Annotated in this window: 18 protein-coding genes; 14 read left to right on the top strand and 4 right to left on the bottom strand. The window is 67.3% G+C overall.

Annotation, left to right across the window (positions count from 1 at the left end; genetic code table 11):
- The first annotated feature begins 20 nt into the window (after positions 1-20).
- The 6 genes from MSM1_RS07195 to rplI all read left to right on the top strand — a co-directional run bounded on the left by MSM1_RS07195 (position 21) and on the right by rplI (position 6,261).
- A complete protein-coding gene (locus tag MSM1_RS07195; RefSeq protein ID WP_374101663.1) occupies positions 21-2,450 on the top strand; it encodes a transglycosylase domain-containing protein in 2,430 nt (809 codons plus the stop codon).
- Entirely contained in the window at positions 2,447-4,051 is a 1,605-nt protein-coding gene (locus MSM1_RS07200) for a glycosyltransferase family 87 protein (protein WP_213440839.1), read from the top strand. Before MSM1_RS07195 ends, MSM1_RS07200 begins: the two co-directional genes overlap by 4 nt.
- A gap of 252 nt (positions 4,052-4,303) precedes the next feature.
- Positions 4,304-4,594 carry a 30S ribosomal protein S6 gene (gene rpsF / locus MSM1_RS07205; protein ID WP_213440840.1) on the top strand — a complete coding sequence of 97 codons (291 nt, stop codon included), beginning with the start codon at positions 4,304-4,306 and terminating at the stop codon, positions 4,592-4,594.
- 388 nt (positions 4,595-4,982) lie between these two features.
- Positions 4,983-5,483 (top strand): single-stranded DNA-binding protein, encoded by a 501-nt coding sequence (locus MSM1_RS07210; RefSeq protein ID WP_213440841.1) that lies wholly within the window; start codon positions 4,983-4,985, stop codon positions 5,481-5,483.
- Positions 5,484-5,526: 43 nt separating this feature from the next.
- Entirely contained in the window at positions 5,527-5,778 is a 252-nt protein-coding gene (rpsR, locus tag MSM1_RS07215; protein ID WP_213440842.1) for a 30S ribosomal protein S18, read from the top strand.
- Positions 5,779-5,802: 24 nt separating this feature from the next.
- Positions 5,803-6,261, top strand: coding sequence for a 50S ribosomal protein L9 (gene rplI / locus MSM1_RS07220; protein WP_213440843.1), 459 nt, complete (start codon positions 5,803-5,805; stop codon positions 6,259-6,261).
- 124 nt (positions 6,262-6,385) lie between these two features.
- Here rplI and MSM1_RS07225 read toward each other — a convergent pair whose 3' ends face one another.
- Positions 6,386-7,645 (bottom strand): DDE-type integrase/transposase/recombinase, encoded by a 1,260-nt coding sequence (locus tag MSM1_RS07225; protein WP_213441538.1) that lies wholly within the window; start codon positions 7,643-7,645, stop codon positions 6,386-6,388.
- Positions 7,646-8,179: 534 nt separating this feature from the next.
- On the opposite strand from MSM1_RS07225, the gene dnaB reads away from it, so the two are divergent.
- From dnaB to MSM1_RS07255, 6 genes are all read left to right on the top strand, one after another.
- Positions 8,180-11,173, top strand: a complete 2,994-nt coding sequence (dnaB, locus tag MSM1_RS07230) for a replicative DNA helicase (protein WP_213440844.1) — start codon at positions 8,180-8,182, stop codon at positions 11,171-11,173.
- Between the two features lie 90 nt (positions 11,174-11,263).
- Positions 11,264-12,037 (top strand): DUF2127 domain-containing protein, encoded by a 774-nt coding sequence (locus MSM1_RS07235; protein ID WP_213440845.1) that lies wholly within the window; start codon positions 11,264-11,266, stop codon positions 12,035-12,037.
- A 169-nt stretch (positions 12,038-12,206) separates the two neighbouring features.
- On the top strand, positions 12,207-13,709 hold the full coding sequence (locus MSM1_RS07240; RefSeq protein WP_213440846.1) for a CHAD domain-containing protein: 1,503 nt from the start codon (positions 12,207-12,209) through the stop codon (positions 13,707-13,709).
- Positions 13,706-14,449: a ParA family protein gene (locus tag MSM1_RS07245; RefSeq protein WP_213440847.1), complete on the top strand. Its 744-nt coding sequence runs from the start codon at positions 13,706-13,708 to the stop codon at positions 14,447-14,449. The genes MSM1_RS07240 and MSM1_RS07245 overlap by 4 nt, the downstream gene beginning before the upstream one ends.
- A 122-nt stretch (positions 14,450-14,571) precedes the next feature.
- Positions 14,572-14,967 (top strand): nuclear transport factor 2 family protein, encoded by a 396-nt coding sequence (locus tag MSM1_RS07250; RefSeq protein ID WP_236054787.1) that lies wholly within the window; start codon positions 14,572-14,574, stop codon positions 14,965-14,967.
- 62 nt (positions 14,968-15,029) lie between these two features.
- Complete coding sequence (locus MSM1_RS07255; RefSeq protein WP_213440848.1) at positions 15,030-16,436, top strand: aldehyde dehydrogenase family protein; 1,407 nt, start codon at positions 15,030-15,032, stop codon at positions 16,434-16,436.
- Positions 16,437-16,619: 183 nt separating this feature from the next.
- Here MSM1_RS07255 and MSM1_RS07260 read toward each other — a convergent pair whose 3' ends face one another.
- Positions 16,620-17,369, bottom strand: coding sequence for a methyltransferase domain-containing protein (locus MSM1_RS07260; protein ID WP_213441542.1), 750 nt, complete (start codon positions 17,367-17,369; stop codon positions 16,620-16,622).
- A 114-nt stretch (positions 17,370-17,483) separates the two neighbouring features.
- Positions 17,484-18,581 carry a phenazine antibiotic biosynthesis protein gene (locus MSM1_RS07265; RefSeq protein WP_213441544.1) on the bottom strand — a complete coding sequence of 366 codons (1,098 nt, stop codon included), beginning with the start codon at positions 18,579-18,581 and terminating at the stop codon, positions 17,484-17,486.
- Between the two features lie 188 nt (positions 18,582-18,769).
- Here MSM1_RS07265 and MSM1_RS07270 point away from each other — a divergent pair, with 188 nt between their 5' ends.
- Positions 18,770-19,633, top strand: coding sequence for an SDR family NAD(P)-dependent oxidoreductase (locus MSM1_RS07270; protein ID WP_213440849.1), 864 nt, complete (start codon positions 18,770-18,772; stop codon positions 19,631-19,633).
- 8 nt (positions 19,634-19,641) lie between these two features.
- Complete coding sequence (locus MSM1_RS07275; RefSeq protein ID WP_213440850.1) at positions 19,642-21,210, top strand: AMP-binding protein; 1,569 nt, start codon at positions 19,642-19,644, stop codon at positions 21,208-21,210.
- A gap of 34 nt (positions 21,211-21,244) precedes the next feature.
- Here the strand turns inward: MSM1_RS07275 and MSM1_RS07280 are convergent, their stop codons facing one another.
- A complete protein-coding gene (locus MSM1_RS07280; RefSeq protein ID WP_213440851.1) occupies positions 21,245-26,098 on the bottom strand; it encodes a cation-translocating P-type ATPase in 4,854 nt (1,617 codons plus the stop codon).
- Between the last annotated feature and the right edge of the window lie 48 nt (positions 26,099-26,146).

Raw genomic sequence — 26,146 nt, forward strand, 5'->3', positions numbered from 1 at the left:
CTGGCGCTCGGGGACCTGGGGTGCGGGAACCGCACCGTCCGGTCCCCCCGGACGACCGATTGACGACGGTCCTCCCGCCGGCCGACGACGACAGCTCTACGGGGGCGCGGGAGCCGATCGAAGCGGTCAAAGCCGCATTGAATGGCCCATTGAATGGCCCGCGCCTCAAAGCCGGCGCGCGCGATCCCGAGGCGGCGGCGGGCGCGCTGGGTGCCCGGCAGCCCAAACCTGCGCCGACCGGGAGGGACCGGCCGATCGGCGTAGCCCGCCCGCCGCACCACCTTCCGCCCGGACCGCCGCTGGATCGGCCACCACAACCGAGGCGGGCGCGAGCGCGCGGCGCGCATTGGAGGTGGGCGCCGCGCGCGATCTATCTGACCGTGGCGGTGATGCTGGTGTTGCCGATCGTCACGTTCGTGATGGCGTATGCGATCGTCGATGTTCCCAAGCCGGGCGATATCCGCACCAACCAGGTCTCTACGATTCTGGCCAGCGACGGCTCAGAGCTCGCCAAAATCGTGCCCCTGGAAGGCAATCGGGTCGATGTTAACCTCGATCAGGTACCGGTGCACGTACGCCAGGCAGTGATTGCCGCCGAAGACCGTAACTTTTATTCGAACCCCGGTTTCTCGTACACCGGATTCGCGCGCGCGCTGAAGAACAACATCTTCGGTGGTGATCTGCAGGGCGGGTCGACGATCACCCAGCAGTACGTCAAAAACGCCCTGGTGGGTTCGCAGCGCGCCGGGCTGGCCGGGCTGACCCGCAAGGCCAAGGAACTCGTCATCGCCACCAAGATGTCGCGGGAGTGGTCGAAAAATGATGTGCTGCAGGCATATCTGAACATTATTTATTTCGGCCGGGGAGCCTACGGGATCGCGGCAGCCGCCAAAGCATACTTTGACAAGCCGGTTGAACAGCTCACCGTCTCCGAAGGCGCACTGCTGGCGGCGCTGATCCAACGACCGTCCATACTCGACCCGGCGGTCGATTTCACGGGCGCCACCGCGCGCTGGAACTGGGTGCTCGACGGCATGGTGGCAACTGGCGCGCTGTCACCGGCGGATCGTGCGGCACAGGTGTTTCCGCGGACGGTTCCGCCGGACGAGGCCCGCGCGCAAAACCAGACCACCGGACCAAACGGGCTGATCGCGCGGCAGGTAACCAAAGAGCTGCTCGACTTGTTCAATATCGACGAACGGACGCTTAACACCCAAGGCCTGCAGATCACCACCACGATCGAGCCGACGGCGCAGCGGACCGCCGAGCAAGCGGTGGCCAAATATCTCGATGGCCAAGACCCCGGCATGCGGGCCGCGGTGGTCTCCATCGACCCGCGAAACGGTGGTGTGAAAGCCTATTACGGCGGTTCGGATGCCAATGGTTTCGACTTTGCGCAAGCGGGCTTGCAGACCGGGTCATCGTTCAAGGTGTTCGCGCTCATCGCCGCACTCGAGCAAGGCATCGGGCTGGGCTACCAGCTGGACAGCTCCCCGCTGACGGTGGACGGCATCAAGATCACCAACGCCGAGGGCGAGAGTTGCGGGACCTGCAGTATCGCCGAGGCGCTCAAACGGTCGCTGAACACCTCGTACTACCGGTTGATGCTGAAACTGCGACACGGCCCGCAGGACGTCGCCGACGCCGCCCACCAAGCGGGCATTGCCACCAGCTTTCCCGGTGTTTCGCACACGCTTTCCGAAGACGGTCAGGGGGGACCGCCTAACAACGGCATCGTGCTGGGCCAGTACCAAACCCGGCCGATAGATATGGCCTCGGCATACGCCACGCTGGCCGCGTCCGGTGTCTACCATCGACCGCACTTCGTGCACAAGGTCGTCAACTCCAACGGCCAGGTGCTCTTCGACGCGGCCGCCCAAGACAACCAGGGTGAACAGCGCATCCCGAAGGCAGTCGCCGACAACGTCACCTCGGCGATGCAACCGATCGCCGGCTATTCACGCGGCCATAACCTTGCCGGAGGCCGGCCGTCGGCAGCCAAAACCGGCACCACCCAGTTAGGCGACACCGGCGCTAACAAGGATGCCTGGATGGTTGGCTACACTCCCTCGCTGTCGACGGCGGTGTGGGTGGGCACCGTCAAAGGCGACAAGCCGCTGGTCAACAAGTGGGGCTCGCCGGTGTACGGCTCGGGTCTGCCGGCCGACATCTGGAAGGCGACCATGGACGGCGCGTTGAAGGGCACGCCCAACGAGGCGTTCCCGAAGCCGGCCGAGATCGGCGGCTACGCCGGCGCACCGGCACCACCGCCCGCTCCGCCCGCCATGCCGGCGCCGCCGTCACAGACCGTCATCCAGCCCACTATCGAAGTGGCACCGGGTATTATCATCCCGATCGGCCCGCCTACCACCATCCCCGTCGGACCGCCGGGTGATCTCCAGGCTCCGGCGCCGCCGGGGGGCCCCCAAGCTCCGGCGCCTCCGCCGTGACCGATACCGACACCAAGCGTCCCGTTATCTCACCGGGGCCATTGGCCGCCGATCTGCGCACCGCCGGGGACCGCGACTGCCCCAGTCGCACTGACGCTTTGGGTTCGGCGTTGTCGGCCATGATCGGCGGGCCGGTGGGCAGGCATGCGGTGATCGGGCGGGCGCGATTTTTGACCCCGCTGCGGGCGATGTTTCTGGTCGGGCTGGTGTTTCTGGCGCTGGGCTGGTCTACAAAGGCCCCGTGCCTGCAGAGCACGGGCACCGGTACGGGCGATCAGCGGGTGGCCAACTGGGATCATCAGCGCGCCTACTATCAGTTGTGCTACTCCGACACGGTTCCGCTCTACGGTGCGGAGTTGTTGAGCCAGGGCAAGTTTCCATACAAGTCGAGTTGGGTCGAGACCGATCCGTCCGGCAAACCGCAGATACGCTACGACGGCCGGCCGGCGGTGCGCTACATGGAGTATCCGGTGCTGACCGGGCTCTACCAGTATGCGGCAATGGCGTTGGCCAAGACTTACACCGCGCTGAGCAAGCTAAAGCTGCTGCCGGTGGTCGCCGAGGTGGTCGTCTTCTTCGACGTCGCGGCGTTCGGCTTGGCACTGGCCTGGCTGGCCACCGTCTGGGCCAGCGCCGCCCTGGCGGGACGACGGTTATGGGATGCCGCGCTGGTGGCCGCCAGCCCCGTGGTGGTTTTTCAAATTTTCACCAACTTTGACGCACTCGCAACGGCTTTGGCGGCCGCAGGGCTGCTGGCATGGGCGCGGCGAAGGCCGGTGCTGGCAGGCGCGCTGATCGGGCTGGGGGTTGCGGCCAAATTCTATCCGGTGTTGTTGCTGGGCCCGCTGGCGGTGCTGGGGATCCGCGCCGGGCGACTCGGTGAGCTGGCGCGCGCCACGGCGGCCACGGGAGCGAGCTGGCTGGTGGTGAACCTGCCCGTGATGCTGCTCTTTCCGCGAGGATGGTCGGAGTTCTTCCGGCTCAACACGCGACGCGGCGACGACATGGACTCGCTATATAACGTCGTCAAGTCGTTCACCGGATGGCACGGTTTCGATCCGGCACTGGGCTTTTGGCAGCCTCCGGTAGCACTGAACGTCGTCAGCGGCGGGCTGTTCGTATCGTGCTGCGCGGCTATTGCCTATATGGCCCTCACCGCTCCCCGGCGGCCCCGGGTAGCGCAGTTGGCGTTCTTGGTGGTGGCGGCTTTCCTCTTGACCGGCAAGGTATGGAGCCCGCAGTTTTCGCTGTGGCTGGTGCCCCTGGCTGTGCTGGCCCTGCCGCATCGGCGCGTCCTGCTGACGTGGATGACGATCGACGCGGCGGTGTGGGTACCCCGAATGTACTACCTGTACGGTGTTTCCAACCGCGGGCTGCCAGAGCAGTGGTTCACCGCTACCGTCCTGGTACGCGACGTCGCGGTGGTAGCGCTGTGCGTGCTGGTGGTGCGCCAGATCTACCGGCCCGAGGAGGACCTGGTCCGCTGGGGCGGGCGCGTCGACGATCCCGCCGGGGGGGTGTTTGACCAGGCCCGCGATGCCGCGCCGCGCTGGTTGCCGGAGTGGCTACGGCCAGCGCGGCAGGCGCAATGGGCTCCCTGAGGCGGCAGCTTGACGAGCGACCGGCGGTTGCCGCAGCGACCTCGACCATGCGTCCTTGGCGCCGAGCGTGCGCTCAGGGCGGGATTTCTGGGGATTTCGCCCTACGCGCACCGCCGGCGCCGCCAACGCGAACTTGAAGGATTTCGCAGGCCAGGCCGGTGTCCGCTACCCTGGATAGGTTGCCGACGCAGGCGACCCTCCTGCCACGGATGTGCCGTGGCCGCATAGACCAGAGGAGGTGATGAGGTTTCCGTGCGTCCATACGAAATCATGGTCATCCTCGACCCCACTCTCGACGAGCGCACCATTGCCCCGTCGTTGGAGGCGTTTCTCAACGTCGTCCGCCGGGATGGGGGAACTGTCGAGAAGGTCGACGTTTGGGGCCGACGCCGGCTGGCCTACGAGATAGCGAAGCACGCCGAAGGGATCTACGCCGTCATCGATGTTAAGGCCGCCCCGGCAACGGTGTCCGAGCTCGACCGCCAGCTCAGGCTAAACGAGTCGGTGCTGCGCACCAAAGTGATCCGCACCGACACCCACTAGCGTGGCGACGATGCGGGCCGTGGAGCGGGCCGGGAGGAGCCAGGCGATCGGGCTGGGGTGGCGACGATGCGGGCCGTGGAGCGGGCCGGGAGGAGCCAGGCGATCGGGCTGGGGTGGCGACGATGCGGGCCGTGGAGCGGGCCGGGAGGAGCCAGGCGATCGGGCTGGGGTGGCGACGATGCGGGCCGTGGAGCGGGCCGGGAGGAGCCAGGCGATCGGGCTGGGGTGGCGACGATGCGGGCCGTGGAGCGGGCGGGGTCAGATCAAACCTGTCGATGGATGACTGCCGAGCGTCAGAGCGGTTGCGTAGGCTCTGCGGGGAGACGCTTACCGGCTTATCGGAGAGTATCGAGCTTATATTGGTGACCGCTGATCCCAGGAGGACGTTGTGGCCGGTGATACCACCATTACGGTCGTCGGAAATCTGACCGCCGACCCCGAGTTGCGGTTCACCCCGTCGGGTGCGGCCGTCGCGAACTTCACCGTGGCCTCGACACCGCGGATCTATGACCGCCAAAGTGGAGAATGGAAAGACGGTGAGGCGTTGTTTTTGCGCTGCAATATCTGGCGGGAGGCCGCCGAGAATGTGGCCGAAAGCCTCACCCGGGGATCGCGGGTGATCGTCACCGGCCGTCTTAAGCAGCGGTCCTTCGAAACCCGCGAGGGCGAAAAGCGCACCGTCGTCGAGGTTGAGGTCGATGAGGTCGGTCCTTCGCTGCGGTATGCGACCGCCAAGGTCAACAAGGCGAACCGGAGTGGGGCTGGTGGTTTCGGCACCGGATCCCGTGCCGCGCCGGCTCAGGGGGGCGACGGAGTCGCCGATGACCCATGGGGAAGCGCCCCCGCCTCAGGGTCGTTCGCCGGCGGTGACGACGAGCCGCCATTCTGATCCGGTCCGATCCCCAAGCACGAGGAATGAAAGAGAAAGAGGCATGGCGAAATCCAAGCGACGCCCGGCTCCTGAGAAGCCGGTCAAAACACGCAAGTGTGTGTTCTGCGCCAAGAAGGATCAAGTGATCGACTATAAGGACACCGCGCTGCTGCGTACCTATATTAGTGAGCGCGGCAAGATTCGGGCCCGTCGCGTGACCGGCAACTGTGTGCAGCATCAGCGCGACATCGCCATCGCGATCAAAAACGCCCGGGAGATGGCGCTGCTGCCCTTCACCTCGTCGGCGCGCTGAGCGCAGAAGGGAGCGCATGACGCGATGAAATTGATTCTGACCGCTGACGTCGACCACCTGGGTTCGGCCGGGGAGACCGTCGAGGTCAAGGACGGGTATGGGCGCAACTTCTTGCTCCCACGTGGATTAGCGATTGTGGCGTCCCGCGGCGCGCAGAAGCAGGTCGACGAGATCCGTCGCGCCCGGGAACGCAAGCAGGTACGCGACCTCGAGCATGCCCACGAAATTAAAGTTGCGATCGAGGCGCTGGGCTCGGTCCCGCTGCCGGTAAAGGCGGCACCGGATAGCGGAAAGCTGTTTGGCTCGGTGACCGCCAGTGACGTTGTCGCGGCCATCAAGACGGCGGGCGGACCCAGTCTGGACAAGCGAACCGTTCGGCTGCCCAAAGCGCACATCAAGGCGGTGGGCATGCATTCGGTGACGGTGCGTCTGCACCCCGACGTCGACGTGGACGTCACGCTGAATGTCGTCGCAGAGAGCTGAGCCGACGCCGAGCCCGCCCGGCGGATGAGGCGCATGAGCCGCCACCGGCGTCACGCCATGTTTGGGGGTACGGGGAAACGGTACGAGGTGCCTCAGGTAAAAGTGAGCGCGTGGGGGGCTTGCACTACTTCGCCTTGGTCAACCGGTTGATTGCCGGGTCCAATGCTTGCAGATCGACGTGGCGGGCGGCGGCCAGGGCCTCGGTCTTGGCCTTGGCCAGGTCCAGCAGCTGCATCTGGATCGCGTTGATCTGGCGGGTCAAGTCGGCGGGGTTGATGCCCTCGACTCGGGCGGCCGCATCCGAGAGCTGTTGAGCGTCAAGCACTCCCGATGCCTGTAGCCGCTGCCAGGGGGTGGCCGGCTTGTCGTAGACGCGCCTGCGGCGCCCCTTGGCGGTGGTGGTGTAGCCGATGGCCTTTTTCGTCGGGGTGAAGAAGTTCAGCCGCAGCGACACCAGGTCCCAGAGCCGGTTGAGCAGCTCCAACTCCTCGCCGGTGTCGTAGCGGCGGTAGAACGCGTGCTTGCGCACCACATGGTTGTTCTTCGACTCCACATGCGCCTGGTCGTTCTTCTGGTACGGCCGCGACCGGGTCTGGGCGATGTCGCGGGCCTGCAACCACGCGGCGACCTCATGATTGATGAACTCAGCCCCGCAGTCCGAGTCGAAAATCGCCATGGGAAACGGGAACCGCTGAGCCAGCTCCTGGATGCCCTGCAGGATCCACGTGGAGGCGTTGTTGCGGATCGAGCGGTTCTCGGTCCAACCGCACACCAGATCGGTCATCGTTAGAGCGCGGGCGAACTCGCCGATCAAACTCGGGCCGCAATGCGCCACCGTGTCGGCCTCGATCAGTCCCGGGGCCTTGGGCGCCTGCTCAGCGCAGGTACGGATGGCGATCGAATTACGCAGCAGCGGTGACGGTTTAGTTGTCGAGATACCCTTGATTGCCATCCTGTCGCGGGCCGGTTTCAGATACCGGTCCACCGTGGCCGCGCTCATCGCCTGCAACTCGGCCAGGGCCGCCTCGGTGGCAAACGGCCGGGCAAGATCACCAGCGGCGGCCAGCAGCGGCAACCACAGCTGCAGCATCACCACCAGGTACTTGCCGCACGGCATGCCCATCAACGCCCACACGTGCTCGCACAGCGCCCTGGCGTCGTCGCTGAAGCCCCGCGGGCGCAACCTGCGCCTATCGACCTGGCTGGCCGGGTGCGGCAGTGGCGGGCCGGCCAGCATCCGCCGCGCCGTCGAACGGCCCATCCCGGTGGTGGCCACCACCCGATCCAGGATCTTGGTCTTGTCCGCCTTGCACGCCCTGCGGTACTGACCACGCAGTTTGTTGGTTACCTGCCGTCTTGCGGCCATGTCGATCTTGCCCTCCATGTCGGGCAAGCCTTCCGCGCTACGCGCTCAAAATAGCTGAGGCACCACTGCCAGCTACGCGCTCAAAGCAGCTGAGGCACGCCGCGGTAGCCGTAAGAGACCCGTTAGCTAGCTAACTTAACAGTCCGTTAACGCCGCGCCTGGGCGGCGGCCACACAACACGCCCGAAACGGCAACCTGCGCCGACACGCCGAAGAGCTTGTCATCCACAACTATGGCGGCGAAGTGTGGTGCTCTTATCTGGGGCAATGCTGAAAAGCCGGGTGTTCATCCACAGGTTTTCCACAGCCGTCTCAACACCGTCGCGAACAGCTATGCACACACGATGCACAACTTTCTAAACAGTGGCGCTTTGAGTCCTTTCCAGCAACGTTTAACCTCGAGCGTCGCGAGGTGGTGCCGCGGCGTTGTTGGCCCGCGACCGCCCGGCAGGAGGCAGTCGCGTGCGCTGAGGATCGGCCGTGTCGGGGCCCTGAGCTAGGGTTCAGACATCGAATATCCGTTCGAGCGCGGTAGCGGAGGAGGTGACAATCGGTGGCGGTGGTAGATGATCTGGGGTACTCCGGCCCGGACGCCGCCTCACCCAGGGAAGAGTTCGGTCGCCAGCCACCGCAGGATCTCGCGGCCGAGCAGTCGGTGCTGGGCGGGATGCTGCTGAGCAAGGACGCCATCGCCGACGTGCTGGAACGACTGCGGCCCGGCGACTTCTACCGGCCGGCCCATCAGAGCATCTATGACGCCATTTTGGACCTCTACGGGCGCGGAGAACCCGCTGACGCGGTGACGGTCGCCGCGGAATTGGACCGTCGCGGGTTGCTACGCCGTATCGGCGGCGCGCCGTATCTGCACACCCTGATCTCGACGGTGCCGACGGCCGCCAATGCGGGCTACTACGCGGGCATCGTTGCCGAAAAGGCGATCCTGCGCCGGCTGGTGGAAGCGGGCACCCGGGTGGTGCAGTACGGCTACGCGGGGGCGGAAGGCTCCGATGTGGCGGAGCTGGTTGACCGCGCGCAGGCCGAGATCTACGACGTCACCGATCGGCGGCTTTCCGAAGACTTTGTCCCGCTCGAGGATCTGCTGCAGCCGACAATGGACGAGATCGACGCGATCGCCTCCGGCGGTGGTCTGGCACGCGGCGTGCCGACCGGTTTTCACGAGCTTGATGAGGTGACCAATGGCCTGCATCCGGGTCAGATGATCATCGTCGCGGCACGGCCCGGCGTGGGCAAGGCGCTCGCGCTGGACACCCCGCTGCCGACACCGGACGGTTGGACCACGATGGGTGACGTCGCGGTCGGAGACGAGTTGCTCGGCGCCGACGGCCGCCCCACGCGGGTGGTGGCCGCGACCGACATTATGCTGGGCCGGCCCTGCTATGAGATCGAGTTCTCGGACGGCAGTGTCATCGTCGCCGACGCCAATCACCGGTGGCCAACGGGTTATGGCATCCGCCGCACGGCGGAGCTGCGTTGCGGGTTGGACAGTATCGCCGCCGCAGGGTCGATCGGGCGGTACGACGGGCTGCGGTCGGCCGCGACCCTGATGGCCCCGGTGCTGCAACTGGACGCGGTGCGGCGGGTTCGCAGTGTGCCGGTGCGATGCGTGCAGGTGGACAACGGCGCGCACCTGTACCTGGCCGGGCGCGGGATGGTGCCGACGCACAACTCCACTTTGGGGCTGGATTTTCTGCGGTCCTGTTCGATCAGGCACCGCATGGCCAGCGTGATTTTCTCACTGGAGATGAGCAAGTCTGAGATCGTGATGCGGCTGCTGTCAGCAGAAGCCAAAATCAAGCTCTCCGATATGCGTTCGGGGCGAATGAGCGATGACGACTGGACCCGGCTGGCGCGGCGAATGAGTGAAATCAGCGAGGCGCCACTATATATCGACGACTCGCCTAACCTGACCATGATGGAGATCCGCGCCAAGGCACGGCGGCTGCGGCAGAAGGCGGGTCTGAAGCTGATCGTGGTGGACTACCTGCAGCTGATGACCTCCGGGAAGAAGTTCGAGTCACGCCAGGTAGAGGTGTCCGAATTCTCGAGGAACTTGAAGCTTTTGGCTAAAGAGCTTGATGTCCCGGTGGTGGCGATCAGTCAGCTCAACCGTGGTCCCGAGCAGCGCACCGACAAAAAGCCAATGCTGGCCGATCTACGGGAATCGGGCTGTCTTACCGCTGCGACACGGATCCTACGAGCCGACACTGGTGCCGAGGTGACACTGGGTGAGCTACTGCGCACCGGTGAGCGTCCACTGGTGTGGACGCTGGACGCGCGGCTACGGATGGTCGCACGGCCGATGACGAATGTGTTCCCCAGTGGCCGCAAAGAGGTGTTCCGGCTGCGGCTGGCCTCGGGGCGTGAAGTCGAGGCCACGGGCAACCACCCGTTTATGGCGCGGCGGGGGTGGACGGCTTTGGAGCAACTCGAGATCGGCGACCGCATCGCCGTGCCGTGTCGAGTGCCGGAACCGGTCGGCGCCCAGCGGTTGGCGGATTCCGAGGTGGTCTCGCTGGCCCACATGATCGGTGGCGGATCATGCGTAGCGAACCGGCCGGACGGCGACGCAAGCGCCCACCAAGCCGGCCTGATGGCCATGACGAGCTCAGTGACACGTTTTGGCGTGCCCGCGGGCTTTGTCTCAGCGGGAGCACGGGTACCGCATCGGCGGTTCGCCTCGCAATATCCGGTGGCGCGTCATGGGCGTAACGCCGACGCTGCCCGGCTGGCAGGGTCGCGTCTTTACGGGCCGCCACGCCACGAGAAGTCCATTCCACCGCAGGTTTTCAGCGCTCCGGATGATCAGGTGGCATTGTTCCTGCGCCATCTCTGGGCGGTGGCCGGCTCTGCGGCATGGGACCGTGAGAGTGGTGCGGCAAACATCTTCTATACCTCGACGAGTCGGCGTTTGGTGAACGACGTGGCAGCGTTGTTGCTGCGAATGGGCGTGCTGGCGCGGATCAAGCAGGTGGGTACGGCCGGCCGCCGCGACTTGTGGGGTCTACACATCGACGATGCAGAGAGCCGCGCGACGTTTCTTCGCCGCATCGGTGCTACCGGGACGGCGGCCGTTGCGGCGCAGCAAGTGCCTATCAAACGCGATAGCGCTGCGCGGAGCGGCAACGTGGACGCGGTGCCCAACGCGGCGCAACGGCATGCGGCCGCTCCGGGACGAGGGCAGCGAACCGCTGCCTTGCCGCAAGATCGTGACAGTTATTCCTTGACCACAAACGACGTGCTCTGGGACCGGATCGTCGCGATAACGAGCCTAGGTGAGGTCGATGTCTACGACGGAACCGTTAGTGGCACACACAATTTCATTGCTAACGGGATTTGCGCGCATAATAGCTTGGAGCAAGACTCGGATCTGGTCATCTTGCTGCACCGCCCGGACGCGTTCGAGCGCGACGACCCACGGGGCGGGGAAGCGGATTTGATTCTCGCAAAGCACCGCAACGGCCCGACCAAGACCGTCACGGTCGCCCACCAGTTGCACCTGTCGCGCTTCGCCAACATGGCGCGCTGAGCGCCACGATCTGTGGCGGGCGTCGTCACTTGCCTAATCGGCGCCCGGCATCAATGATCGGCTCGTCGCGGCAGCGAAGGAGTGCGATTCGTGCGTGGGCATCGCGTAGTCAACCGGTGGGAGCTGCGTTCCTGTGCCCGCCGGGGTCATGTCACCTACGCGCCGGATGATCCGCTGCTCGCCGCCCGGCTCAGCGGTGTCACCGGGTTGGGCGAGGTGTGGCGGTGCTTGCGCTGCGGTGAGTTCACTCTGGGTGATCCACGCGGGCGCGGGCGTCCGGAAAACGCGCCGATGGTTTTGCGAGGCAAAGCTTTACGTCAAGCCATCATCGTGCGCGCGCTGGGGGTGGAGCGTTGCATCCGGGCGGTGCTGCTGGGGCTTGCGGCGTGGGCGGTGTGGACGTTTCGCGGCGCGCAGGGATCCATCCAAGCTGCTCTCGACCACACTCTCCCGCTGTTGCGCGCCAGCGGATTCAAGGTTGATCAGATGGCCGCGGTCCACGAGCTGGAAAAGGCCGTAGCCGCCAAACCCTCGACCCTGGGCCTGCTGACCTTTATGTTGACCGCCTACGCCATGCTGGAGGTCGTCGAAGGTGTCGGGCTGTGGTTGTTGGCACGCTGGGGCGAATACTTTGCGGTGACGGCCACCGCCATTTTCCTGCCGTTGGAAGTGCACGACCTGGCGAAAGGCATCACCGTTACCCGGGCTGTGACATTTGGTATCAATGTGGCCGCCGTTGTCTATCTGGTGGTATCGAAACGGCTATTCGGGCTACGGGGTGGGCGCAAAGCCTACGACGACGAACGACGTGGTGAGCAGCTCATCGACGTCGAAAGCGCCGCCGCCAGGGCCGGGCGAGGGTGACCGCGGCGTCATGGGCTGGCTACTGCGCGTGTTCCGCGGCACCGGCGGGGGTTGGCTGCCGGCACCCATCTGGCAGGACAATTAGGTAAATTCAGAGTTAACAAAAAGTGCCTATTATTTCCCACAGCGTGTCCCCGGAGCGGCCCGAAGCTCACACAGGAGGCCTCCCTTGGCCAGGTCATCGCGCACCTTCAGCACGCGCGACAGGGTTGCGCTGGACGCTCTCGCGGCGGCGTTGCAGCCGAGATTCGCCGTGACACCCGGGCCGGTGCGGGTGGTTGCGCAGACGTGGCTGGACACCTTCGATTGGCGGCTGCACGGCGCGGGGATTTCGCTCGAATACACCGACGATGGACCGCTGACCCTGCACCTGCCCGACGGGACCCAGCGGCAGTGCCCGCTGCCGGCGGGCAATTGGCCGATGCAGGTGCGTGATCTGCCTGCTGGGCCGCTGCGCGACGCGCTGGCACCGGTGGTGCAGCCGCGAGCGTTGGCGCCGGTCGTCACGGTGCGTCGCACTGTGCGGGAGAGCCCCGTGCGTAACGCCGACGGGAAGACCGTCGCCCGGCTTGTGATCGAAAGCGGCGACGACGGCGTGACCCGGCTGCTGGTGCAGCCCCTGCGCGGGTACGACGGGGATGCCGATCAGATCGCCCGCCGGCTTGCTGACTTTGACGGACTCACCCCGGTGGCGACAACGCCATACGACGACGCACTGGCCCACGCGAGCCGCCAGCCCGGCGACTATGACAAGAACCCGACCGTGCCGTTGCGCCCGGACACCCCGGCACCGGTCGCCATCGCGAGCGTGCTGCGGCATTTCGCGGAGGCTATCGACGCCAACGTCGAGGGCGCGATCGCCGACGTCGACACCGAATTCCTGCATGATCTACGGGTGGGGGTGCGGCGCACCCGTTCGATTCTCAAGCTCACCGGTGATGTGCTACCCGGTGATATGGCCGCACGGTTCGGGCCGGAATTCAAGTGGCTGGGCGATCTGACGACGAGGCTACGGGATTTCGACGTGTTCTTGCTCAAGCTGGGCGACCTGGCATCCGGATTGACGTCGCCCGATCCAGCCGATCTCGATCCCTTCCGGTCGTTTTTGGTGCGGCGGCGGGCTGCTGAGCGTCGTCGCCTGGTGCGCGGCCTGCGGTCGCGCCGCTTTGAAACGTTGATGCAGACCTGGCGGTCGGCGCTCGCGGAGGTGGCCGCCGGCACCGGTGCGGGGCAGCCAATCGCCGCATTGGCGCGGCAGCGCCTCAGGCAGGCGTTTCGGCGTGTCGCCAACCGCGGCAAGCGGATCACCGCCGAGTCGCCCAGCGAAGAGGTGCATGCGCTGCGCAAGCGGTGCAAGGAATTGCGCTACCTGCTGGAAGTGTTCCGGCCGCTGTGCGCGGAAACCGATTACCGCCATCTGGTCAAGGAACTCAAGGCGCTGCAGGACACGCTCGGTGAATTCCAGGACGGCGAGGTGCAGCGCCGCGCGGTTCGCGAGTTCGCCGCGGCGATGATGCAAGAAGGCGCCGCCCCACCCGAAACCGTCCTGGCGATGGGCGAGCTCGCGGCTCAGCTCGAGGCGCACCAGCTGCAGGCGCGGGCAGAGCTGGTGGGTAAGCTGCGGCCGTTCTTAGCCGAAAAGGCCCGGGTGAAGACGCTGGTGCGCTCGTGAAGATCTACGCGACGTACAACATCAAAGGCGGGGTGGGTAAGACATCGGCCGCGGTCAACCTTGCTCATTTGGCCGCGCGCAACGGCCGTCACACGTTGCTGTGGGATCTGGATCCGCAGGCGGCGGCGACGTATCTGTTTCGGGTGCGGCCCAAGGTCAAAGGCGGCGCCAAAGCGCTGGTGCGGGGAACCCGATCGATCGATGACGCCATCAAGGCCACCGATTTCGACCGGCTTGATGTGGTTCCCGCGGATTTCAGCTACCGCAACCTGGACCTACAGCTCGATGACGCCAAACGGCCCACCCGCCGGATTCACCAGCTGCTGCAGCCGCTGGCCGACGAATACGACGTGGTCTTTTTGGACTGCCCGCCGGGCATTTCGCTGCTCTCCGAGAACGTGCTGTATGCGGCCGACACCCTGCTGGTGCCGGTTATCCCGGCGACGCTGTCGGTGCGCACGCTCGATCAATTGGTGAGTTTCGTCGGCGACCTCGACCGGGGCCGCCCGCAGGTGTATGCGTTCTTTTCGATGGTGGACCGCCGTAAACGGCTGCACCAGGAGGTGATGCAGCAGCTGGCGGAGCGACCGAGGGTACTGACCACGGCGATTCCCGCGCTGTCGATCATCGAGCAGATGGCCGAGCGGCGGGCCCCCGTGACAGCGTTCGCCCCCCACAGCCCCGCGGCCCTGTGCTACCAAGCGCTGTGGAGCGAACTCAACGGAACCAAAACGACCTGAAACCCGACGTGGTGGATCTGGCTCAGCAACCAAGAATGCTCGGGGTGCGTCGCGCTAGCCGGTCCGCCGCGGCGGCTCGACGACGTCGCGTGTCGACGTGGTGACCCTATACCGTCACACCCATGAGCATGAGTGTCTCCAAAGACCAGGTGCGCACCCTCATCGACGTTTACCTGCGGGCCTGGACCACCCAGGACCCGGATCTGATCACCGCCATCTTCACACCCACCGCCATCTATCACGAGCGTGTCTTGGCTGAGCCGATCCGCGGCCACGCCGGAATCCGCGCGTACTGGCAGACCAAAGTCGTCGCACAACAGGCCGATATTCAGGCCGAGCTCCTCAACCTCTACCTCGACGGCACTACCGCCATCGCCGAGTGGGAAGCGCGCTTCGACGACGTTGTCGAGGGCCACCGCAAGCTCATGCGCGAGGTCGCCATCATGGAACTCGACGGGGATCGGATCGCCAGCCTGCGCGAGTACTGGGCTTCCGAGTGCCTGGGCCCAGATCGGTGACTCGCCCGCCGGGATCATCCGCTAGCCACCGTCGAGCGCCAAGCTGCCAGGAGAGCCGTTCGATGAGCACGAGTTTCAGCGGCCCATCCCGCTCCGCGGGCGATGCTGTGATGCTCGACGCCCTGGGCCCGAACGGCAACTACCGCACCCGTAACCGAGAGACCATCACAGACACCGCGGGGGTAGCCGTTGCTGAGCTGAGCATCGCGCCGCCGTTGTTTGTCACCCGCAGCATCGCGGCGCAACGCAATATCGCCCCGCTGCCGCTGGCCGAACGGCAACCCGCACTGGCGAAGGCAGCCGAAATCTTTGTCCAGGACCGGATCGCCGGACTGGATTTCGCGTCCTACGTCGTGTTGGCCAGCCGGGTGTCGGGGTTGCCGATCACGGTGACCCGGGCCGGCGCGCGGGGCGTTGCGGCCGCCCTGGGTCAGGCGTTGGATGCGGTGCGACGGGCCCGGCCGGCCGGATCGGTGTTCGACCGGCGCGACGAGCTCACCCGCGGTGGCAGCGGTGTGTGGGTGCGCCGGGGCGAGGTTTTCGCCGTGCATGCCTCGGGAAACCATCCCGGCGTGCACGGCGAGTGGCCGCAGGCGATGGCGCTGGGATACCGGGTCGCGATCCGCCCATCCCGGCGGGAGCCGTTTACCGCGCATCGCCTCGTCACGGCCCTGCGGGAAGCCGGGTTCCGGCCCGCGGATGTGCTGTATCTGCCCACCGATTACACCGGCGCCGATGAAATCATCCGCGCTGCGGATGTGGGCATGGTCTTCGGCGGCCAGGACGTGGTCGACAAGTACGCCGCCGATCCGACCGTTTTCGTCAATGGCCCGGGCCGGTCGAAAATCCTGATCACCGCGGAACACGACTGGCGCGACTACCTTGACCTCATCGTGGACTCCATCGGCAACCTGGGCGGAATGGCGTGCCAGAACACCACGGCCGTGCTGTACGAGGGTGACGCGGCCCCTTTGGCGCGGGCTATCGCCGAGCGACTGGCCCGCATCCCTGCGCTACCGGCCAGCGACGAAAACGCCGTTCTGCCAACTCAGCCCATCACGCGGGCACGGGCGCTGGCCGACTACCTTGCCGCTAAAGCGGCGGGCTGCGTCCCGCTGCTGGGCGCTGATCACGTCGTCGCCGACCTCGGGGACGGCACCGCGGCGCTGCGCCCCGCGGTGCATCTGCTCAATACGCCCGATCCCGACAAGCTCAACGTCGAGTTGCCGTTTCCCTGCGTGTGGGTGAGCCCGTGGTCACGCGGTGACAGCCTTGCGCCGCTTCGGCATTCGTTGGTGATCACCGCGATCACTTCCGATGAGCCGCTGGTGGACGAGCTGCTGGCCGAACCGACGGTGAGCAACCTCTACCGCGGCCCTCACCCCACCTACTACACGGCGCCGCAGCTGCCCCACGACGGCTATCTTGCCGAATTCCTCATGCGAAGCAAGGGATTCATCCGGGACTGACACCCCCTGCCGGCACCGCTGCGAGACGTGCGGACCCCGCTGGCGGGCGGCCAATGACCGCCATGCCGCGAGGGTGGCACAAAATTCCACAAATTCGGCGAGGCGACCTGTCAACGAGGTAGCCGGCGGGAAAGGGCATCTCGATGACTCGCAGCCGGGGTGATTCGCCGTGTCGCCGCGGTGTCACCCTCGTTTGGCCCGCACCGACTGCAAGGCGCCGAAACTCTTGACCCGCACGCTGACGAAGCCCTGGCCTTCCAGCAGGTCGCCGAGCTCGTCCTCACCGAACACATGGGCCCAGGTGTTCGGCAGCAGCCGGCCAATCCAGGCAGCACGCCCCGCGGTAGGAACCATCAGGGCCAGCCGTCCTCCCGGTCGCAATACCCGGGCGATCTCCGCCAGCGCCACCGCGGGCGCTGGCACCAGTTGCAGCACGGCGATGCACACTACGGCGTCGACCGTCTCGCCGCGCAGCGGAAGCCGTTGCGCGTCCGCCCGCAAAAAGGCGACCTGCGGTCCGAAATCGGCTCGAACCGCGCGTGCCAGCATCGACTCGGAGATGTCGACACCGAGCACCAGCCCGCCGGGGCCCACAGCTGCCGCCAGCGGTGCGGTGACGCTGCCCGGGCCGCAGCCGACGTCCAAAACGATCCCGCCGTTCGGGATGCGCAGCCACTGGATGGGGTTCAGCCACGCCGTAAGCAACCGGCGCAGGGCGGCTTGGCCGTGGTCGTACAGCGCCGAGCCGAGCCGAGAGGCGAATATTGCCTGCAACGGCCCGGTGTTTTTGGGCACCGTGGTGCCCTCAGCGGACGGCCCGGCGCCCAGCAGATCGAGATAGCCCTTGCTGACGTCCGGGTGCTCCGGCGGATCGGCGAGCAATTCCAGTGCCCGCTGCAACGCAGGGGGCACCGTGGCGCTCACATCGCCCATGCGGATGGTCCCTTTGACTAGTCCCTTCGATCCCTCGGAGAAGATCTCGGTGTCCCCACCTGGCATAGTACGCCACCGGGGCGGCGCCCCACTGGGCCGACCATCGGACCGCGGTTAGTAGACGCCCTCGATGACGGTGGTGCCTTCAAATGTGGCGACCGGTCGCACCTCGCTGAGGGAGTCACCGACTTGCCCCGCCGGCCCCCGCACCCGGATCGCGCTGTCACGTTCGACGTTGTTGGGCAGGAACATTCCCTTGCTGACGTGGTTCATCACCACCTGGCCGCGCTGGCCGTAGGACACCTCTTCGCCGGTATCGGGATCCACCACCCAGAAGATGACATACGGTGTGCGCGGGTCGAACACGAACGGCTCGCGCTCGGCGCCCATCCGGGTGGTCGCCTGCGAAAGAATCATGGTGCTGCCGAACACCATTGTGAGCGTCGTGCTGGGAAAGATTGCGCGAAGCAAATCCAGCGTGTCGATGTCCACATGCGCGCCGCTGAGCAGGACGTAGCGGATTTTCCGGTTGACCAGCTCGACGACGGAGTCGTTGCCGGCGATGGCCGTCAGCAGCGGCGGCGTGGTCTGCAGATTCGCCACGTCCTGAGTCTGCAGAATGGCCACGGCTTGCTCGATGACGTGGCCGACATAGTCGGTGATCACCGCGGCGGCGTTTTGGGCCGCGGCCTTCTTGACCCACCGTGGATCCAGGTCAACCGAATAGAACACCGAGTTGAGCCGCTCGGCGACCAGCCGGGAGAAATAGCCGACACCGTGCGGACCGCTGGGCATCAGGCACAGGAAGCCCCGTCCTGGCAGGAAACCACCCGCGATGAAGTCCTCGGTTTGCCATTGAGCAACTTGCTCGACCCAGTCCGGCAGTTGCGCAGTCCGTTTAGGAGCACCGGTGGTGCCACCAGACTCAAATACCCGGGGCAGCGGCGGCGGTGATCCGTAACCGCGCGGAATCAGATCCTCGACCGGCACCGTACGCAGGTCGTTCACCATGTTGGGAAATAGCCGCAAGTCCGTGAAAGCCCTGATATCGGTCAGCGGGTTGAAGTCCAGCATCTTGGCCGCGCGGAGCCAAAAGGGGGATCCGGTGTCCTCGCCGAAGTGCCAGGCGATCGCGGCACGCAGATAGGCCTCGGGATCCTGAACCGGCGCCGATCGCGGCACGTCCAACAACGAGAAATCGATATCAGCCACCATGCCGATCTTGTCGCACCCCGAGCCGCCCCCGCAATTTGGCGCCGCCGGCGAGAGCGGCGGCAGCGCCCCGCGGCGGGCGATGCGCCGATAATGACGGCTGACACGCTCATGACCGGCACTCGGGGGCCGGCAGCGGGACGCTCGGCTTGAGGCCGGGTTGGGGAACGCACCTGTGAGGTAGCTCGATGGGCATGGCGGCGAAGGCAATCGACAAACTCGTCAATCCGGCGCGGATCTCCGATCCGGACAAGTTGCGCGCCGCGGTCTCCGGTAAGACGGCCCTGGTGACCGGGGCGTCTTACGGCGTCGGGGAGGCGACCGCGCGCAAGCTGGCCGCCGCGGGAGCGGCGGTCCTGGTCACCGCGCGTTCAGCGGACCGGCTTGACGATCTGGTGGCATCGATCACCGCCGGTGGTGGGCAAGCGGTCGCCTATCCTGCCGACCTCACCGACGAGGCCGCCGTCGCCGCCCTCACCCAGCGAATCACAGAGCACGGCCCACCGGACATCGTGGTGAGCAATGCCGGCAAGTCGCTGCGGCGCTCGCTGCACCGGCAGTATCACCGCCCGCAAGATTTTCAGCGCACCATCGAGATCAACTATCTGGGGCCGATCCGGCTACTGTTGGGGCTGCTGCCGGCTATGCGCGCCCGCGGCGGCGGGCATGTCGTCAACGTCTCGACCGTTGGTGTCCGCGTCCCGCCGGGGCCCCAATGGGGCGCCTATCAGGCGTCGAAGACGGCCTTCGACCGTTGGTTACGCAGCGTCGCTCCCGAATTGCACGCCGACGGCGTGGACGTGACCACGGTATATTTCGCGCTGGTGCGCACCCGGATGATCGAGCCCACACCGATTCTGCGCAAACTGCCGGGCCTGCACCCCGAGCAGGCGGCCGACGTGGTGGCCAAAGCGATCATTGACCGGCCCCGCACGATCGAACCCTGGTGGATGCGGCCCGCCGAAGTCGCCTCGGTGCTGCTGGCCGGTCCCGCGGACCGGGCGGCGCAGCTGTGGTATCGCTATCTCATCGAACCCCGCAACGGGCGGTAGGCCCGGTGATGATGGCCCTGAGAGTGGCCGGCACGACGGGACGGGCGCTGCTGCGCTCCGGGCTGCTGAAACCCCCTGGGCCGAGGGCGCTGGTGCGGTTGGCGCGAGAGGCGCACCGAAGCGGCATCAACGTCTTCACCCTGCTGGCGATCGCGGCGGCCCGCTGGCCCGACCGGGCCGCGGTGATCGACGACGACGGCGTCATCGGCTACCGGGAGTTGCTGCAACGGACCGAGTCACTTGCCCGTGCGCTCTACCGCCACGGCGTCACCCGGGGCCAGCCGGTGGGAATCCTGTGCCGCAATGGCCGGGGTTTCGTCGAGGCGGTGTTCGCCGTGGCGCAGCTGGGTGCCGACGCCGTGCTCCTCAACACCGAATTTCGCACCGATGCGCTGACCGCCGCGCTGAGCACGCACCGGATCGCCACGGTGGTCTGCGACCGGGAATTCACCGGCCGGGTGCGGGCGATGGGAGAGCACGTCCTGGCGGTCGATCCGGCCAGGGTCGTGGCCCGTCACGGCGATCCCCGCCCCGAGGTGATGGCGCCGGGGCGCATCGTTCTCCTCACCTCCGGCACCACCGGCAAGCCCAAGGGCGTGGCGCGCACCCCCCGACTCGGGTCGACCGTCGTGGGCGTCTGGGCGACAATCCTGGACCGCGCGAAGCTACGCACCGGCTCTCGGATCTCGGTGGCGACACCCATGTTTCATGGGCTGGGCCTGGGCATGGTGCTGCTCACGGTGGGGTTGGGCGGCACGATCCTTACCCGCCGGCGCTTTGATGCTGAGGCCGCGCTCGCGCAGGCGTCGCTGCATCGCGCCGACGCGTTCACCGCGGTTCCGGTGATGCTGGCCCGCATCCTGGATCTCCCCGCTGGCGTGCGGGCACGCAACCCGGTGCCCGCGCTGCGGGTGGTGCTATCCAGTGGGGACCGGCTCGATCCCAGCGTGGTTCGACGGTTCATGGCCGCCTACGGCGACGTTCTCTATAACGCCTACGGTTCCACGGAGGTCGGTATCGGCGCGTTCGCGACACCCACCGATCTGCGCGAGGCGCCGGAAACCGTCGGGAGACCGATCGTCGGCTGTCCGGTGCGCATCCTCAGCCGAAACGACGCGCCCGTCGGCCCGGGTGTCATCGGACGGGTCTTCGTCGGCGGCGACCTGACCTTCGAAGGCTACATCGGCGGTGGAGCCACATCCGTCGTCAACGATATGACCAGCACCGGTGACATGGGCTATTTCGATGAATCCGGACGGTTGTTCCTCGTCGGCCGCGAAGACGACATGATCGTCTCCGGCGGGGAGAACGTGTATCCCAGCGTGGTCGAAAACGCCCTTGCGCAACATCCCGGTATCACGGAGAGCGCGGTCGTCGGGGTGCGTGACGAGCGCTTCGGGTACCGGCTGGCCGCTTTCGTCGTCCCCCGGCCCGGCAGCGGCGTCGACGAGGCAGCAGTGCGGGAGTACCTGAAGGACAAGGTCTCTCGCTTTGAACAGCCCAGGGATGTCCGCATCGTCTCAGGTATCCCCCGCAATCCCGCGGGCAAGGTGCTACGAAACGAACTACCGATTTAAGCGCCCCGCATCCCCGCCGGCGAAAGTCCGCGGGTCATTCGGATGCCCCGGCCCCGTCGGTTATGGCCGGCCAGTTGGGCGCGAGCACCGACAAAGCGGCGGCGGCTGCCGTGGCAGCACCCACCCCGGTCCAGGCCAGCGGCCCCAGTGGCGTGCAGCCGAAGAAGTGGCTGACGCCGGGGGTTTGGACGATGCCGACCAGCGCCGCGGTACTGCCCAGCGCGGTCGCCACCACAAGCGGGCTGTGGCGGCGAGTCAGCAGTGTCTGCGCCAACTCCGTCATCACCAGCGCGGCAAGCCCCATTGTCGACGCGCGCCTCGCGGTGCCCGGTGTCCACCGGCCGATCGCCCAGGCGGCGGTGGCACCGGCGGCCGTGACGGCACCGCGGCTAAGGATCTGCCGCATCAACGGGGCGTCGAGCGAGGGGGCCGGCCCGGTCAAAACCGCGCGCCGGTGCGCCCGCAGCTGCTCCTCGGCCTCGTCATCGGCGCTCCCCGGGGTCTGCCCGGGTTGTTCGAACTGCGGGGTGACGGCAACCGCAAGCGCGGGGAACATATCGGTGAGCAGGTTCACCAAGAGCAGCTGCCGGGTGCTCACCGGCGCCCGCCCGGTGCCCAGCGCAGTCCCGATGAGGGTGAAGAGCACTTCGCCGACATTGCCGCCGACCAGAATGCTCACCGCGTCCCGCACCCCCGTCCACACACCGCGTCCCTCGACCAAGGCGTCGATCAGCACACCCAGGTCATCCCCGGTCAACACGATGTCGGCGGAACCGCGAGCGGCCGAAGAGCCGCGACCGCTCACTCCGATGCCCACCTCGGCCATCCGAATCGCGGCCGCGTCGTTGGCGCCGTCCCCGACCATCGCGGTCACCCGCCCGCGGCGTTTGAGCGCCGCGACGATTTGCACCTTTTGCTCCGGGCTGACCCGGGCGAAGACCTGCACGTCGGCGGCGAGTTGGGCGAACGCGTCATCATCGAGGGCGGCAAGGTCGGTTCCGGTTACCACCCGCGCATCCGGCGGCAGGCCCAGCTGGCGGGCGATCGCCCGTGCGGTCACCGGATGATCGCCGGTGATTAGCACCACGCTGCGCCCCGTGTCTTGCAGCGTTGCGATCAGCGGTCGTGCCGATGCGCGTGCGGTATCCGCCAGCCCGAGGAAACCGAGCAACTCGAGGTCTTGGGCGGCGGCGTCGACGCTGTCGGCATCGGTGTCGGACTCGCCGATCTTTCGGTCCCAGGGACGCTGCGCCACCGCTATCACCCGCAAACCCTGCTCGGCCAGGGCATGTACCAAAGATTGCGCATGGTCCCGGCCGGCGTCCGGATCAGCGAACCGACAGCGCGGCAGAACCGTCTCGGGAGCCCCTTTGAGCATCAGCATCGGCCCGGTGGCGCCCACGCCCGCCGTGCCGATCGTCGCCGCGTAGCCGCGGCTGGACTCAAACGGCACCTCCGCCAGCACGGTCCACTGTGAACCACCTTCGCTAGCAAGCAAATTCGCGGCGATGAGGATCGCCTCGTCGGTGGCGTGCGCGTGTCCCCTGCCCACTCTGGGCTGCGTGCACGCCCGGGCTGCCGCCCGCAGCACAGCGGCGGCTGCCGGCCCGGCGACGACGGGGCCGGGTGGTGGCTGAGGAGGAGCCGGGCGATCCTGCTCCGGCCCGGCGACGACGGGGCAGCGGCCGTCGAGACTGGTCTCGCGCGGCACGACAGAGACCACGTGCAGCCGGTTTTCGGTGAGCGTGCCGGTCTTGTCAAAACACACGGTGTCGACTCGGCCCAGCGCTTCGATGCTTCGTGGAGCGCGGACCAGCGCTCCACGCCGCGACAGCCGCCGAGCGGCGGCAAGCTGGGCGAGGGTGGCCACCAACGGCAGGCCCTCTGGCACGGCGGCCACCGCGATCGCGACACCGTCGGCAACCGCTTGACGCAGCGAGCTGCGCCGCAGCAAGGCCAGGGCGGTCACCGCGGCCCCACCGGCCAGCGTCAACGGCAGGACTTTACTGGTCAACTGCTTCAGCCGGGCCTGTACTCCCGGTGCCGCTTCAACATGGGACACCGCCGATATCGCGCGCTGTGCGGCGGTGCCGGCGCCGGTGGCCACGACGATCGCCCGCGCATGGCCCGCGACGATCGTGCTGCCCCCGAACAGCATGCTGGCCCGGTCGGTATCACCGGGGGCGACGGGCTCTACCTGCTTGTCGACCGGCAGCGACTCTCCGGTGAGGAAGGACTCGTCGACCTCGAGATCCTCGGCCACCAACAGCCGGGCATCCGCCGGCACGACGTCGGGAGCGGCCAAGTCGATGACATCCCCGGGACGCAGCGAACGTGCGGTGACCGTGACGGTGCGTTCGGCATTCCGGCATGCGTCCAGCCGGCGTCGCGTTGTTGCTACCGCGGGGACCACCACGCGGCGGGCGTATCGTTCCTGCTCGGCAAATAGCTCCGCGGCTGCGGCCTCGGCGCGCAACCGTTGCACCCCGCCGGTTATGGCGTTGGCGGTTGTCACCCCCGCCACCAGCAGCGCGTCCACATTGCTGCCGACGATCGCCGACGCCGCAGCTCCCACCGCGAGGATCGGGGTCAGCGGATCGGCAAGCTCGGCCCGCGTCGCGGCCACCAGCCGTCCCAGACCACGCACCGGTCCGCGCAGCGGCGCCAGCAGCGGGCTGTAGGACAGATCGTCGAGCATGCGTCGCCACGGCGCGACACCAGGCTCGACACCCAAGGGTTGGCTGCGGCTAGTCAGCCGGGAATAGACGATCTCCGGGTCGAGGGCATGCCAGGCGGTCAGCGGCTGGGGAGCCGGGTCAGGCTGCCGGAGCACCACGCCGGCGGAAAGGGCTCCCGACACCAAAGCGGCCGCCGCGGCCGCGGTAACCGGATTAAGCCAGCGCCGCAGGGCCAGGGGATTGCTGCGCCCGGAGCGCGGGCTCCCATTGACCAGCAGCAGCCCCGCAAGGGTGGCGCCGCCCTGAGCCAGGCGCACCGATGTTTCACTGACCCGTCGCGCCATCGGTAATGCGGAGAGGATCCGCACAACGGCCGTCAGGTCGGTGCCGGTGATGATGTCCGCCGTCCATGGGGTTGCCGCGTGCGGATCGTCGAGAGCGACCCCGACGTCGGCGACGGCTAACGCGGCCAACGTGTCGGTCGACGCGAAGTCCGGGTGCAAGGCGGTGATCAGCAACACCGGTCCGCGATCGGCCCGCAGCCCCCGTACCAGCTCCAGCAGCGATGTACCCGCGGGATGACTCGCGGTAGCGCTGACCGTCAGATCCTCGGTGCCGGCAACGTGGCGCAGCACAACACGGGCTCCGGTGCGGTGGGCCGCCTGCAGCAGCGGGACCGCGAACGGGTCGATCTCCCAGCCAACCTTTACGCTGCCCACGCGTTGACCGTCGACCACAAGATCGGCGTGTTCCAGGCCATGGGCGGGCGCCGCGGCGGGCCCTGGCGCCGCAACCCAGCGCAGGCGCGCCCCGGTGGCCGGCAACTCATCCGGGTCGGGCTCGGGTGCCTGCTCGCCATGCAGCAGCGCGTCGGCGACCTCGTAGACCCGGTCATCATCCCAGCCGGGGACGGCGCCCCGCGCCTGCAGCACGGCGCGCGCATCACCGCGCAGCGCCGCGCCGTCGACGACAATCACCTGCACGCGATCAAAACGCCGCAGAGCACCTGGGTCAAGGACCAGATGCCCAGCGTCAGCAAGTCCGCGGCCCAGGACCGCGGCGAACGCCTGGCGGCCCAGATGCGCGGCCGCCGGCACCCCCGCCAGCACCGCGCCGGCCGCGTCCTCGGTCCCGCCACCGGCCAGCAGCACACCCGCCGCGGCTACCAGCGAAGCGTTGGCCGCCTGAGTGGCGTACTGTTCCACCGGCCCGGCCATCGACCCCTTGGCGGTGTCGATTGCGGTGTCGATTGCGGCTTCGACCACGACGTGGGACGCCTCACCCGCGGCCGCCCAACTGTGCCGCGGTGTCTGGGAATCCGCTCCAGCCGACGAGATGACGGGCACGACCGGCGCCTGTGGCCGGTTGGGTGCGGCAAGGTCCGGCTCTCGCTGCCGCCACCGCTCACGGTGAGCCGATGCTTCGGCGATCTGAAGGCCACGCTGGGCGAGGTCCAGCAGCGGCGTCCCCACCGCGCGGGTCAACCCGCCGGCCACCGCGGTCGAGGCGCTGAGAGCGAGATCGGTGCCCACCCGGCCCAGCCGCGACTCAAGGAAGGAGACCACCCGTGGTTGGTGGATGATGGCGGACGCGGCTCGGACGGTTCGCGGTGCGCCGGGCAGTCGGCCGATCCAGCCGGTGACCGCGGCGCCGACGGCCAGGAGGTCCATTGCCGCAGCGATCCACGGCACCACGATCGCCAATGGGTCGCCCGGGTCGGCGAATGGAGCGGTTCGCGGCGCCGGTTGCGGCCCGGCCGCGGACAGACCGGCCGCGGCAGCGGCAACCGCGTCACGCACCGAGTTCACCACACGGTCGCTGTCCGCGTCCTCCTCGAGTTCGACGACCAGCCGGCCCAATGAGCCTTCGACATGGGCCGTGGCCACACCCGGGATCTTGCGAACCGGCTCCTCGGCCACGGCCGCATGCTCATGCCAGCGCGGAAACGGCAGCAACGGATCCAGGTCGAAATGCACCCGCCGCCCACTGTGCCAGCGCACCGGCGGGACGACGGCGCCGCGGGAGCCGCTATGAGAGGCGCCGGTTCCTGGCTGGCGGCCGGGTGATCGACCTGCGGACTGCACCATCGGGCCGGCCAGCGCCTGGACCACGCCCACCACACCTGCCGCGCCGCTGGACCCGGCTCGCACCAGCTGCACTGCGCCACCGGTCACCCCACCGACGGCAGCGGCTATGCCCGGGACTTTCATCGCGTCATCCTTCACCTTGGCCGGCGTGTCTCGCTCCCGCTAGCGAAT

This window comes from Mycobacterium sp. SM1, assembly GCF_018361265.1.
Lineage (GTDB): Bacteria > Actinomycetota > Actinomycetes > Mycobacteriales > Mycobacteriaceae > Mycobacterium.

What these genes read in the sequence shown, in the direction of transcription:
- rpsR (WP_213440842.1), top strand. Translation starts at nt 5,527, where the DNA reads ATGGCGAAATCCAAGCGACGCCCGGCTCCTGAGAAGCCGGTCAAAACA.
- rplI (WP_213440843.1), top strand. Translation starts at nt 5,803, where the DNA reads ATGAAATTGATTCTGACCGCTGACGTCGACCACCTGGGTTCGGCCGGG.
- MSM1_RS07225 (WP_213441538.1), bottom strand. Translation starts at nt 7,645, where the DNA reads ATGGAGGGCAAGATCGACATGGCCGCAAGACGGCAGGTAACCAACAAA.
- MSM1_RS07250 (WP_236054787.1), top strand. Translation starts at nt 14,572, where the DNA reads ATGAGCATGAGTGTCTCCAAAGACCAGGTGCGCACCCTCATCGACGTT.
- MSM1_RS07255 (WP_213440848.1), top strand. Translation starts at nt 15,030, where the DNA reads ATGAGCACGAGTTTCAGCGGCCCATCCCGCTCCGCGGGCGATGCTGTG.
- MSM1_RS07260 (WP_213441542.1), bottom strand. Translation starts at nt 17,369, where the DNA reads ATGGGCGATGTGAGCGCCACGGTGCCCCCTGCGTTGCAGCGGGCACTG.
- MSM1_RS07270 (WP_213440849.1), top strand. Translation starts at nt 18,770, where the DNA reads ATGGGCATGGCGGCGAAGGCAATCGACAAACTCGTCAATCCGGCGCGG.
- MSM1_RS07275 (WP_213440850.1), top strand. Translation starts at nt 19,642, where the DNA reads ATGATGGCCCTGAGAGTGGCCGGCACGACGGGACGGGCGCTGCTGCGC.
- MSM1_RS07280 (WP_213440851.1), bottom strand. Translation starts at nt 26,098, where the DNA reads ATGAAAGTCCCGGGCATAGCCGCTGCCGTCGGTGGGGTGACCGGTGGC.